An 11,552-nucleotide genomic window follows, 5' to 3' on the forward strand; every position below is an offset into this window, starting at 1 on the left:
CCCGGATGCAACAACTCTCCCGCCGCCCCGATGCCGATGCAGGCTCCGATGGGCAGACCCCCGCCCAGCCCCTTGGCCAAGGTGATCACGTCGGGCACGATGCCGACCGACTGGTGGGAGTAGAACCAGCCCGTGCGGCCGATACCGGTCTGCACCTCGTCGAGGACCAACAGCGCGCCGTGCTTCGCCGTGATCTCACGTGCGGCAACGAGATACCCGTCCGGAGGAACGACCACGCCGCCCTCCCCCATGATGGGTTCGAGAAACACTGCGGCGGTGTCGGAATCGACGGCTGCCTCGAGCGCGGCGATGTCTCCGTAGGGCACGTGCTGGACACCGGCAGGCATGGGTTCGAACGGAATTCGCTTGTCGGCTTGTCCGGTGAGCGCCAGTGCACCCATCGTCCGTCCGTGAAAGGCCTTCTCGGCGGCAATGATGTGGGGACGACCGGTCAGACGCGCGATCTTGAACGCCGCCTCGTTGGCCTCGGTACCCGAGTTGCAGAAGAACACTCGTCCCGTCGCACCCGCACCCAGGTGTGCGAGCAATTGCTCGGCCAGTTCGATACCCGGTTCCGTCGCATACAGATTCGACGTATGACCCAGAGTGGAGAGCTGAGCAGTGACCGCCTCGATCACCGCAGGATGAGCGTGGCCCAGGATATTGACGGCGATACCGGCCAGCAGGTCGAGGTACTGCTTGCCGTCGGCGTCGGTCACCACAGCGCCTTCGCCTCGAACGAGCGCTACTCGCGGCACACCGTAGTTGTCCATCAGCGACGTGGACCACCGCTGCTGTAGATCGACCGTGGACTGCGTGCCGGTCATGACGTGACTCCTGACGTAGACGAGTGATCGGGGGTGACCATGGTGCCGATCCCCTCACCGGTGAACAGCTCCACGAGAACCGAATGTTCGACGCGACCGTCGATGACGTGCGCCGACGGCACGCCGGTACGAACGACCCGCAGGCACGCTTCCATCTTCGGAACCATCCCGGCATCGAGCGTGGGCAGCAAGGCGTCGAGTTCCGACGCGTCGATTCGAGAGGTCAGCGAGCTGCGATCGGGCCACGCCGTGTAGAGACCCTCGACATCGGTGAGCACGACCAACTTCTCGGCCCCGATCGCACTGGCGAGAGCAGCAGCAGCGGTATCGGCGTTGATGTTGTGCACCACGCCGTCACTGTCGGGTGCGATGGTGGAGACCACCGGAATGCGTCCTGCGGCAATCAGATCGAAGATCGCCTTCGGATCTACCGAGGTGACGTCGCCCACCAGACCGATATCGGTATCGACGCCGTCGACCAGGACCGAACGACGCGTCGCGGTGAACAGGTGCGCGTCCTCCCCCGAGATTCCGACGGCATAGGGCCCGTGACTGTTGATCAAGCCGACGAGTTCACGGCCGACCTGCCCGAACAGCACCATCCGAACGATGTCCATGACTTCCGGTGTGGTGACCCGGAATCCGCCGCGGAACTCACCCGTCAGGCCGAGTCGGGTGAGCATGGCCGAAATCTGCGGGCCTCCGCCATGTACGACGACGGGGTGAATTCCGACGGTGCGGAGAAACACCATGTCGGCGGCGAATGCTCGTTTGAGATCGTCGTCGATCATGGCGTTCCCGCCATACTTCACCACGACGATCTTGCCCGAGAAACGCTGGAGCCAGGGCAGTGCCTCGGCGAGCGTGAACGCCTTCTGCGCTGCGGTCAATGGTGTTGCGGCAGCGGTCATGACGAGTACGCCGAATTCTCTTCGACGTAGGCGTGGGACAGATCCGTCGTTCTGATCGTGGCCGTACCGGACCCGAGTCCGAGGTCGATGGTCACGGCAATATCGACTCCGGACAGGTCGACCTCGCGCGCACCCGGAGCGCCGACGCCGTCGATGCACACCGGATTGCCGTTGAACGACACGGCAATCCGATCCGGATCGAGTTCGATCGGTGCGATACCGATTGCCGCCAGTACACGACCCCAGTTGGGATCCGAACCGAACAGAGCTGTCTTGGTGAGACTGTCCCTGGCGACCGTCCTCGCACCGACGAGAGCCTCGTCCTCGGACACTGCACCGGAGACGGTGATCTTCACTCGCTTGGTGACGCCCTCGGCATCGGCCATCATCTGGTCGGCGAGGTCGTCACACACCGCCAGAACAGCAGCGTCGAGGTCCTCCTGCGAAGGGCTCACACCGCTCGCCCCAGAGGAGAGCAGCAGTACCGTGTCGTTGGTGGAGGACGCACCGTCGACGTCGAGCCGGTCGTACGACAGCCGGGTCGCCGCACGCAACGCCTTGTCCAGCTGTTCCGAAGTGGCGACGGCGTCGGTGGTGATGACACTGAGCATCGTGGCCAACGACGGTGCGAGCATGCCCGCGCCCTTGGCCATCCCACCCACATTCCACTTGTCTGCGTGATGAACCGCGGCCTGCTTCGGCACGGTATCGGTGGTCATGATCGCGTAGGCGGCATCGGTGCCTCCGGAGATACCGCCGGCCAGTTCGTGCACCACCTCGGTCACCCCGGGCAGCAGCTTGTCCATCGGCAACCGGTCGCCGATGAGACCCGTCGAGCACACGGCAACGTCGATCGCCCCTGTTTCCGAACCCCAGTTGCTCAACACGGACGCGACCTCCTCCGCCGTCCGATGCGCGTCCTGGAAACCGGGTGCACCGGTACAAGCGTTGGCACCGCCCGAGTTCAACACCACCGCGCGAAGCCGACCGGTGGTGAGCACCTGCTGCGACCACAGCACCGGCGCGGCCTTGACCTTGTTGCGGGTGAAGACGCCCGCTGCCGTGAAGTCCGGGCCCTCGTTGAACACCAGAGCCAGATCGGACCTGCCACTTGCCTTGATACCCGCGGGAATCCCGGCCGCACGGAATCCGGCGGGAGACGTCACGCCCTGGGAACGCACCAGCTTCCCCGCGATCGAGGCGACCGCGTCCGTCTCGCTCTTCAGGCCGGTCATGGAGCAACTCCTACGGTAGAGAGACCGTCGGTCTCGTCGATTCCCAACGCCAGATTCATCGATTGCACTGCTGCACCGGCTGTTCCCTTGGCCAGGTTGTCGATGGCCGCGATGACGACCAGCAAACCGGCGTCTGCATCGACGGACACACTCATCTGCACAGCGTTCGATCCGATGACCGAACCGGTCTGCGGCAGCCGCCCGGCCGGAAGAACATGAACGAAGGGCTCCGCGGCATAGGCCTTCTCGTACACCTCGACGGCCTGAGCCTCGGTAGCGGTGGTCACGGCCGTACAGGTGGCCAGAATGCCACGCGGCATCGGCGCGAGTACCGGAGTGAACGACACCGACACGTCGGTACCGGCCACCGCCGACAGATTCTGCACGATCTCCGGAGTGTGCCGGTGCGCGCCTGCTACCGCGTATGCGCGAACCGAGCCCATCACCTCGGAGCCCAGCAGGTCGGCCTTGGGTGCCCGGCCCGCACCGGACGTGCCGGTGACCGCAACGATGTTGACCCGTGGCTCGATGATTCCGGCGGCAACTGCCGGGGCCAGGGCAAGACTCGACACCGTCGGATAGCACCCGGGCACGGCGATACGCGTGGCCCCGACCAGGAGCTCGCGGTGCCCCGGTAGCTCTGGGAGCCCGTACGGCCAAGTCCCCGCATGCGGAGACTTGTAGTACTTCTCCCAGGCTGCCGAGTCGTTGAGGCGAAAATCGGCACCGCAGTCGATGATCACCACGGATTCGGGCAACCGAAGCGCGAGTTCGGCGGATTTACCGTGCGGCAACCCGAGGAAGATCACGTCGTGCCCGGCAAGTTCGTCGACCGTCGTGGGGCCGAGAACACGGTCGGCAAGCGGCAACAGGTGGGGATGGAACTCACCCAGTGTCGCGCCTGCATTGCCGCCCGCAGTCAGCGCTCCGATGACCAACGAGCCGTCGCGTACGGCCGGGTGGCCGAGCAGCAGGCGAAGGATCTCACCACCGGCGTAGCCACTGGCACCTGCCACCGCGATGCGCTTCGGCGTTGCCTCCGAAATAGTCATGCGGTTTATTATGCAGCATCATGCAAGCTCATTCATCGGCGGGCCGGAAACGCTAGCTGTTGCCCATCGATCTACGGATTTCGTCGAGCTTCTTTCGGCCGGCTTCCTGCCGATCGTTCCACTGTTTGTCCAGGTCCTGACCGGCTCTCGATTCCCGGTCCAGCTCCTCCGCCCCGACAGCCGTACCCGAGCGGTGCTCCACCTTTTCTCGCACCCCGTCCCAGGTCGGCACCCCGGAGTCGGTGAAGTCGCCCGTAATAGCACCGCCGACATAACCCCCACCCCCGCCGACTGGCAGGTCGTCGACCAATTCCGCATCGATGACGCCCGGCACCGTTCCGCCCAACGGAGCTCCCGGTGGTGGATCGCCGAGCGGCTGGTCGATACGAGGTTTCGTCACCTGCGGAACATCCACATCGGGAACGGTTCCCGGCGGGACGCCGCGATCCGGCCCGGCGGGCTCGGGTTCCGCCGTCCCCAACTCGGCCGCCAGAGCAGATGCCGCCGCTGCCACCGGAGCCAACCGAGGTCGGCCGACAACCGCCGCGAGAACCTCGTTCAACACCTGCAGATCCGAGGCCGTGCCCTGCGTGTCGGATTCACTCATCGGCCGCTCCCGTCGTCGTACCCGTCATGACACCACGCTACGCACAACACCGGCCGCGCCGTCGACGGTTCAGCTACGCAGCTGGGCACCGACCGCTGTGGACGCCGCAGCCACGGCTGCGTCGCGAGCCGCCGTCGCCTGATCCTCGGTCAGGGTGCCGTCCGTACCGCGGAACCGGAGGGCGAACGCCAACGACTTACGCCCCTCGCCGACCTGCTCACCCTCGTAGACGTCGAACAGTCGGATGGACTCGAGCAGTTCTCCACCGCCGATCGTCAGCGCAGCCTCGACGGACGCAGCGGGCACGGACGCGTCGACCACGACAGCGACGTCCTGCAACACGGCCGGGTACGGCGATACCTCGGGGGCCGGAAGCGATTCGACGACGGGCAGAGCACTCAAACTCAGCTCCACCGCGCACGTACGCGGCGGCAAACCGGCTCGCTCGAGCACGGCCGGATGCAGTTCGCCTGCATGCCCGACGACCTCACCGTCGAGAAGAACCTCGGCGCACCGGCCCGGATGCCAGGGAAGGTGTTGTGCGGCACGAAGATCGACGTGCACACCGGACGCCGCGGCAACCGTGCGCACAGCGGCGAACGCGTCCGCGGCCTCGGCTGCTCGGCCCGGACCCCAGGGCCCAGAGGGCTCACGCTGACCGGCGAGCACCACGCCCACGTGTACCGGCTGTGCGGGGAGGGACCCACGGAGCATCGCGATCTGATCGTCGGTCGGTCGCCGATCGACCGGCAACGCGTCCACTGCAGCGGTGGCGTCGTGCCGGAGAACGACCTGGGCGATTCCGAACAAAGACACGTCCCGCTGACCGCGGGCGATATTCCTGCTCAGCATTTCGAGCAGACCGGGAAGCACGGTCGTCGCAAGCTCGGGGCGGTCGGCCTCGAGCGGGTTCAACACCGACGTCGTCGCTCGGCGCGGGTCGTCCGCGTCGAGGCCCCACGTGTCGAAGATTCCCTTGGGCAGGAACACCGGCGGAAGAACCTCGACGTAGCCGGCGAACGCAAGGGCCTTGCCGACTGCCCGCCGACGCTTCTGCTCGACGGTGAGGCCGCGCCCACCGGGAGCGGACGGCAGAATCGACGGGATCTTCTCGAGCCCTTCGAGCCGCAGCACCTCTTCGACCAGATCGGCGCGCTGCACCAAGTCGGGTCGCCACGAGGGAGGATCGACGACCAGTTGTCCGTGGCCGCCACCGTCGACATCCACCTCGACGGTGCAGCCGATCTGAGCGAGCCGTCGAGCAGCGGTCCCGTCGGGGTACTGCACACCCGCGATCCGATCGGGCAGGTCGAAGTCCATCGTCACCGACGGGAACCGGGCAGCCTCGCCGATGTCGGTCAGCACCGGCTCGATACGGCCACCGGCGATCTCGACGAGCAACTGTGCGGCCCGATCGAGCGCCGCAACCGGGAGCGCCGAATCCACAGTCCGCTCGAATCGCTTGCTCGCCTCGCTCGACAGCTTGTGGCGACGGCCGGTTCGGAACACCGCGAGCGGATCGAACGATGCTGCTTCGAGAACGACGTCGCTGGTCGAGTCGTCGACCTCGGTGGACGCCCCGCCCATGACGCCGGCCAACGAGATGGCTCCCGTTCCGTCGGCGATGACCACGTCTTCCGCATCGAGCGAGCGCTCGACGCCGTCGAGCGTCGTGAGCGTCTCCCCCGCATTCGCGCGCCGCACGACGAGATCACCGTCGAGCTTGCTCGCGTCGAAAGCATGCAACGGCTGGCCGAGCTCGTGGAGCACGTAGTTGGTCACGTCCACGGCCACCGAGATCGGTCGCACCCCGGCCAGCAGCAGTCTCCGCTGCATCCACCAGGGAGTGACGGCAGCAGAATCGATACCCACGACCTTCCGCAGAGCGAACCGAGAAGTACCGGACTCGGGCTCGACAGTCACGGGCCAGGCGTCGCCGGTGACCTCGGTGGGCATCGTGCGCGCCGGATCCACATACGGAAGATCGAAGCTGCACGCCAACTCACGGGCCAGGCCGCGCACCGAGAAGGCGTATCCGCGATCCGGTGTCACGTTCAGCTCGATCACCGAGTCATCCAGGCCCAGAACGACTTTGGCATCGTCTCCGGGCTGCGCAGTACCTTCAGGTAGTACCAGGATCCCGGAGTGGTCCCGGCCGAGACCGAGCTCGAGCGTCGAGCAGATCATTCCGTTGGAGTTGCGGCCGTACGTCTTGCGCGACGCGATGGCGAATCCACCGGGCAGAACGCTGCCGGGCAGAGCCGCGACGATCAGGTCCCCCTCGGCGAAATTGCGTGCTCCACAGACGATCTCCTGAGGCTCGTCGGCCCCCACGTTCACGAGGCAGAACCGAATGGGCTTCTTGAATTCGGTCAGTTCCTCGATCGACTCGACCCGACCCACCACGAGTGGCCCCGTCACGTTGTCCAACGAGACCAGCTCCTCGACCTCGAAACCGACGCGTACGAAACCCTCGTCGAGCTCGTCGGGCGAGACGGACCAGTCGGGAGTACCCGCGTGCAGGACCTCGGTCAACCAGGAATGTGGGACTCGCACGTGTGCTCAGCTCTTTCTTGTATCCGAGATGAAGTGGGGCTGGAGAGTAGCGGCGTCAGGCCTGAACACCGAAGGGCAGAGTGAACCTGATGTCCCCCTCGACGATGTCCCGCATGTCCGGGATGTCGTTGCGGAACTGCAGAGTTCGCTCGAGACCCATGCCGAACGCGAAACCGGTGTACACCTCCGGGTCGATGCCGCTGGCCTGCAACACCTTCGGGTTGACCATTCCGCAGCCACCCCATTCGACCCAACCGGCTCCACCCTTCTTCTTGGGGAACCACACATCGACCTCCGCAGAGGGTTCGGTGAACGGAAAGTAGTTGGGCCGCATCCGAGTACGCGTATCGCTGCCGAACAGAGCCTGCGCGAACGCGTCCAGCGTTCCGCGCAGATGCGCCATCGTCAGGCCCTTGTCGATCGCGAGCCCCTCGACCTGATGAAAGACCGGAGTGTGCGTCGTGTCGAGCTCGTCGGTACGGAACGTTCGGCCAGGACAGACGACGTAGATCGGCACCTCGCGAGAGAGCATCGATCGCACCTGCACCGGCGACGTGTGCGTACGCAGTACCTGCCGCGAGCCCTCCGGCGCGATGTGGAACGTGTCCTGCATCGTGCGAGCCGGGTGATCGGGCAGGAAGTTCAACGCGTCGAAGTTGAAGTGCTCGGTTTCCACCTCGGGGCCCTCTTCGACCTCCCAGCCCATTCCGACGAAGACGTCGGCAACCTGCTCGGAGATGATCGTGATGGGATGGCGCGCTCCGACGGGTGCCCGGTCGGTCGGCAGCGTCACGTCGATCGTCTCGGCCACGAGAATTGCCGCATCGCGCTCCGCCGACAGCACTGCGCGGCGCTCGTCGAAGGACTTCTGCACCCGGTCTCGTGCCACCTTGACGCGCTTGCCCGCGTCCGCCTTCTGGTCACCGGGAAGAGCTCCGAGGGCGCGCTGAGCCAACGCCAGTGGCGCCTTTCCACCCACGTGATCGATTTTGACCTTCGTGAGCGCATCGAGGTCCGACGCGTCGGCGAACGCCTGCTCGGCCGAGTCCACCGCAGCGTCGAGTGCGGACCCTTCGAGAACGCTCGGATCTACCGGCTCGGGCCCGGACTCTTTCTTCGCCACGACAGATGCACTCCTCGAATAATGGTCGGTCTGCACGAGGCAGAGTGGTAACGATCCTAGGCGACCGTATTCACGGGTTCGCCGACCGTCGTCGAACACGGGCGCTCGCGTAGAGACACAGTGCCGCGGCGGTCGCCAGGTTCAGACTCTCCGCCCGACCGTGGATGGGAATTCTGATCCGGTGATCGGCAGCTTGGGCAACGGGGAGGGACAAACCGTGGGCCTCGTTGCCGAACAACCACGCAGTCGGCTGCTGGAGCAGCTCGTCTGCGTCGTCCAGGTCGACTTCGCCGTCGGCGGCGGTCGCCACGACCGTCAGTCCTGCACGGCGCAGTGCGTCGACGCCGCCCTCGATCGAGCGCTCCCGCGCGATGGGGAGATGGAAGACGCTGCCGGCCGAGGCCCGCACGCATTTGCCGTTGTGAGGATCGACGGAGTCGCCGAGCAGGACCACAGAATCGGCCCCCGCGGCGTCGGCAACACGAATGATCGTGCCGGCATTACCAGGCTCGGCCATTTCCACAGGAACGGCCACCAGCCGCGGTGTCCCGGCCAACGCACGGCCGATCGGGACGTCGACCAACTCGGTGACTGCGATCAGGCCCTGCGGAGTGACAGTGTCGGACAACGCCTTCGCGGCCCGATCGGTGATCGGAAACACCCGTGCTCCAGCGGCCTCGACGGAGGCGATGAGGCTCTCGTGTCGGTCGAAGGCGTCCGCGGTGAAGAACAGCTCTCGGACCGAACCGAACCGCGCAGCCTCGGACACAGCATTGAAGCCCTCGGCAAGGAACAGTCCCGCCTTCTTGCGCTCTGCAGCGCGAGCGAGCTTTACGGCCGAAACGACCCGCGGAGTTCGCTCGGTCAGCGAATCCACGGGTCGTTTCGGAGTTGAATCGTCGTGCGGCGACTCGCTCAGGCTGCTTCTCCAGCAGGAGCGTTGACATCGGCAGGCAATGCAGCCTTGGCGATGGCGACCAAGCCGGCGAATGCCTCGGCATCGGACACAGCGAGCTCGGCGAGGATCTTGCGGTCCACCTCGACGCCCGCGGCCTTCAGGCCCTGGACGAATCGGTTGTAGGTGATGTCGTTGGCCCGCGCTGCAGCGTTGATTCGCGTGATCCACAGCTTGCGGAAGTCACCCTTGCGCGCGCGGCGGTCCCGGTACGCGTAGGTGAGCGAGTGGAGCTGCTGCTCCTTGGCCTTGGTGTACAGACGTGAGCGCTGTCCGCGGTAGCCCTTGGACGCTTCGAGAATCGAACGGCGCTTCTTCTGGGCGTTGACGGCCCTTTTTACGCGTGCCACTGGTGAATCCTGTCGATCTGGGGGCGTGTGAAACCCCGAATGGTAATGGGATGAAGCCGACCGAAATCAGTCGGCGGCGGGCCGGATCAGATGCCGAGCAGGCGCTTGATCCGAGGCACGTCGGCCTTCTTGACAACGGCGACGCCATCGAGGCGACGAGTCACCTTGGTGGGCTTGTGCTCGAGCAGGTGGCGACGGCCGGCCTTCTGGCGCAGGATCTTGCCGCTGCCGGACACCTTGAATCGCTTCTTGGCACCACTGTGCGTCTTCTGCTTGGGCATGAAATCCTCTGTTCTGTATTAGCTCTTCGGTGATGCATGGCACAGACACGCAGCGCCTCGGCACGGACTGCGCACCGAGGCGGGTGCGGGACTGTCTTACTGGTAGAGCGCGAAGCTCAGTTGGTCTGGGCCGGAGTAGCCGGAGCTGCTGCGGCCGGTGCTTCGGCAGCCGGAGCTGCAGCGGCGGGCTGTTCCGGCGCGGGGGCCGGTGCGCGTTGCGCAGGCGGCGCGGCAGCGCTTTCCTGAGCCTTCACGCGAGTCTTGGCACCCTTGTGCGGAGCCAGGACCATGGTCATGTTGCGGCCGTCCTGCTTGGCCGACGTCTCCACGAAACCGAGTTCCGCGACGTCGGCACCCAGGCGCTGCAACAAACGGAAACCGAGCTCGGGACGCGACTGCTCGCGACCACGGAACATGATGGTGACCTTGACCTTCGAGCCGGCTTCGAGGAAGCGAACCACGTTGCGCTTCTTGGTCTCGTAGTCGTGCGCGTCGATCTTGGGGCGGAGCTTCTGCTCCTTGATGACGGTGAGCGTTTGGTTCTTGCGCGATTCGCGCGCCTTCTGCGCAGCCTCGTACTTGAACTTCCCGTAGTCCATGATCTTGCAGACCGGCGGACGTGCGTCGGGAGCTACTTCGACAAGATCGAGGTCGGCTTCGAGAGCCAAGCGGAGTGCATCTTCAACACGCACGATCCCCACCTGTTCACCGCCTGGTCCGACAAGACGGACCTCGGGAACTCGGATGCGATCGTTGATGCGGGTCTCAGTGCTGATGGGGCCTCCTAGGTAGTGCGGTGTGGTGTGTAACCCGACCGCCTGCCACTTACACAGCCCGTCGCCCTCGAACCTCGACATCACGCTCGGCGAACCAACACCGAAAACGAAAAAACCCTGCAGCCGGTCTGTACCGACAGCAGGGCCCGATGTCGACCGGTCGATCCGTACGACATAGCGCGTCGTACAGTCTCCTCACGAGGAGGAAGCACTGGGGAATCCCAACTGGGAGACCGTCGTGCGACCGGACCGGAAGCCATCCTTTCGGATCACATACCGGTGGGAGTCGGGCTCCACTTGCTGCCTTCATGCGGTGAACTCCATCGAGGAGCGCACGCCGAAGACGGTCGTCGAGTCAGACTACCAGCAGAAGCCCGAAACCGACAATCGCGTCGATCGATCGCGCCGAGTCGACACCCGATCCCACTGACAACACCCGCGGCGTGGGATTCTCGTAGGTATGACCAGTTCATCCACGCCCGCCGAACCCGCAGGCACCGACCCCACCGGTATCGAGCAAGAAGTCCGGGAACTCGCCGAGGTTCCCGCGGTCGAGGTCATCAGCCGCGCAGCGGTGATGCTGATGAGTTCTGCGGCCGAGAAGCTGGGTCTGTCCGAGCCCGATCCCGCGGAGAGCCCCTACCTCGATCTCGATGAGGCCCGACGCGTCATCACCGCACTCGCCGGCTTGGTCACCGCGTCGGTCGAGTATCTCGGTCCGCACGCCGGACCGATTCGCGACGGCCTGCAGGCATTGCAACGCGCGTTCCGGGAAGCCTCCGCACACCCGGACGAGCCGGGACTCGGCCCCGGTGAGAAGTACACCGGCCCGGTGCACTGAACGAGCGCACCCCACCCCCACCGACAGACGACGAAGCC

The 11,552-nt window shown here is 65.5% G+C and carries 12 protein-coding genes; 1 reads left to right on the forward strand and 11 read right to left on the reverse strand.

Annotation, left to right across the window (positions count from 1 at the left end; all coding sequences use genetic code 11):
* From J1M81_RS12280 to infC, 11 genes are all read right to left on the reverse strand, one after another.
* Positions 1 to 827 (reverse strand): acetylornithine transaminase (locus J1M81_RS12280; protein ID WP_206498255.1); only part of this gene is annotated, 827 nt, incomplete at its 3' end.
* Positions 824 to 1,738, reverse strand: coding sequence for an acetylglutamate kinase (gene argB, locus J1M81_RS12285; protein WP_206498117.1), 915 nt, complete (start codon positions 1,736 to 1,738; stop codon positions 824 to 826). The genes J1M81_RS12280 and argB, both read right to left, overlap by 4 nt.
* Entirely contained in the window at positions 1,735 to 2,973 is a 1,239-nt protein-coding gene (gene argJ / locus J1M81_RS12290; protein WP_206498118.1) for a bifunctional glutamate N-acetyltransferase/amino-acid acetyltransferase ArgJ, read from the reverse strand. Before argJ ends, argB begins: the two co-directional genes overlap by 4 nt.
* Positions 2,970 to 4,025, reverse strand: coding sequence for an N-acetyl-gamma-glutamyl-phosphate reductase (gene argC, locus J1M81_RS12295; protein WP_094716024.1), 1,056 nt, complete (start codon positions 4,023 to 4,025; stop codon positions 2,970 to 2,972). The genes argJ and argC overlap by 4 nt, the downstream gene beginning before the upstream one ends.
* Positions 4,026 to 4,077: 52 nt before the next feature.
* Positions 4,078 to 4,632 carry a hypothetical protein gene (locus J1M81_RS12300; RefSeq protein WP_206498119.1) on the reverse strand — a complete coding sequence of 185 codons (555 nt, stop codon included), beginning with the start codon at positions 4,630 to 4,632 and terminating at the stop codon, positions 4,078 to 4,080.
* Between the two features lie 69 nt (positions 4,633 to 4,701).
* Positions 4,702 to 7,188, reverse strand: coding sequence for a phenylalanine--tRNA ligase subunit beta (gene pheT / locus J1M81_RS12305; protein WP_206498120.1), 2,487 nt, complete (start codon positions 7,186 to 7,188; stop codon positions 4,702 to 4,704).
* A gap of 55 nt (positions 7,189 to 7,243) precedes the next feature.
* Positions 7,244 to 8,311, reverse strand: a complete 1,068-nt coding sequence (gene pheS / locus J1M81_RS12310; RefSeq protein ID WP_206498121.1) for a phenylalanine--tRNA ligase subunit alpha — start codon at positions 8,309 to 8,311, stop codon at positions 7,244 to 7,246.
* A 70-nt stretch (positions 8,312 to 8,381) separates the two neighbouring features.
* On the reverse strand, positions 8,382 to 9,188 hold the full coding sequence (locus J1M81_RS12315) for an RNA methyltransferase (RefSeq protein WP_206498122.1): 807 nt from the start codon (positions 9,186 to 9,188) through the stop codon (positions 8,382 to 8,384).
* Between the two features lie 38 nt (positions 9,189 to 9,226).
* Complete coding sequence (rplT, locus tag J1M81_RS12320) at positions 9,227 to 9,616, reverse strand: 50S ribosomal protein L20 (RefSeq protein ID WP_008715924.1); 390 nt, start codon at positions 9,614 to 9,616, stop codon at positions 9,227 to 9,229.
* Between the two features lie 86 nt (positions 9,617 to 9,702).
* On the reverse strand, positions 9,703 to 9,897 hold the full coding sequence (rpmI, locus tag J1M81_RS12325) for a 50S ribosomal protein L35 (RefSeq protein WP_008715923.1): 195 nt from the start codon (positions 9,895 to 9,897) through the stop codon (positions 9,703 to 9,705).
* Between the two features lie 116 nt (positions 9,898 to 10,013).
* Positions 10,014 to 10,754, reverse strand: a complete 741-nt coding sequence (gene infC / locus J1M81_RS12330; RefSeq protein WP_045841242.1) for a translation initiation factor IF-3 — start codon at positions 10,752 to 10,754, stop codon at positions 10,014 to 10,016.
* Positions 10,755 to 11,133: 379 nt separating this feature from the next.
* Here infC and J1M81_RS12335 point away from each other — a divergent pair, with 379 nt between their 5' ends.
* On the forward strand, positions 11,134 to 11,514 hold the full coding sequence (locus tag J1M81_RS12335; protein ID WP_206498123.1) for a DUF1844 domain-containing protein: 381 nt from the start codon (positions 11,134 to 11,136) through the stop codon (positions 11,512 to 11,514).
* Positions 11,515 to 11,552 lie beyond the last annotated feature (38 nt).

The sequence above is a fragment of the Rhodococcus sp. KRD175 genome (genome assembly GCF_017168275.1).
GTDB lineage: Bacteria > Actinomycetota > Actinomycetes > Mycobacteriales > Mycobacteriaceae > Rhodococcoides > Rhodococcoides fascians.

Coding starts and splice junctions, on each gene's coding strand:
- infC (WP_045841242.1), bottom strand. CDS start 10,754: ATGTCGAGGTTCGAGGGCGACGGGCTGTGTAAGTGGCAGGCGGTCGGG.
- rpmI (WP_008715923.1), bottom strand. CDS start 9,897: ATGCCCAAGCAGAAGACGCACAGTGGTGCCAAGAAGCGATTCAAGGTG.
- argC (WP_094716024.1), bottom strand. CDS start 4,025: ATGACTATTTCGGAGGCAACGCCGAAGCGCATCGCGGTGGCAGGTGCC.
- J1M81_RS12335 (WP_206498123.1), top strand. CDS start 11,134: ATGACCAGTTCATCCACGCCCGCCGAACCCGCAGGCACCGACCCCACC.
- J1M81_RS12300 (WP_206498119.1), bottom strand. CDS start 4,632: ATGAGTGAATCCGACACGCAGGGCACGGCCTCGGATCTGCAGGTGTTG.
- argJ (WP_206498118.1), bottom strand. CDS start 2,973: ATGACCGGCCTGAAGAGCGAGACGGACGCGGTCGCCTCGATCGCGGGG.
- argB (WP_206498117.1), bottom strand. CDS start 1,738: ATGACCGCTGCCGCAACACCATTGACCGCAGCGCAGAAGGCGTTCACG.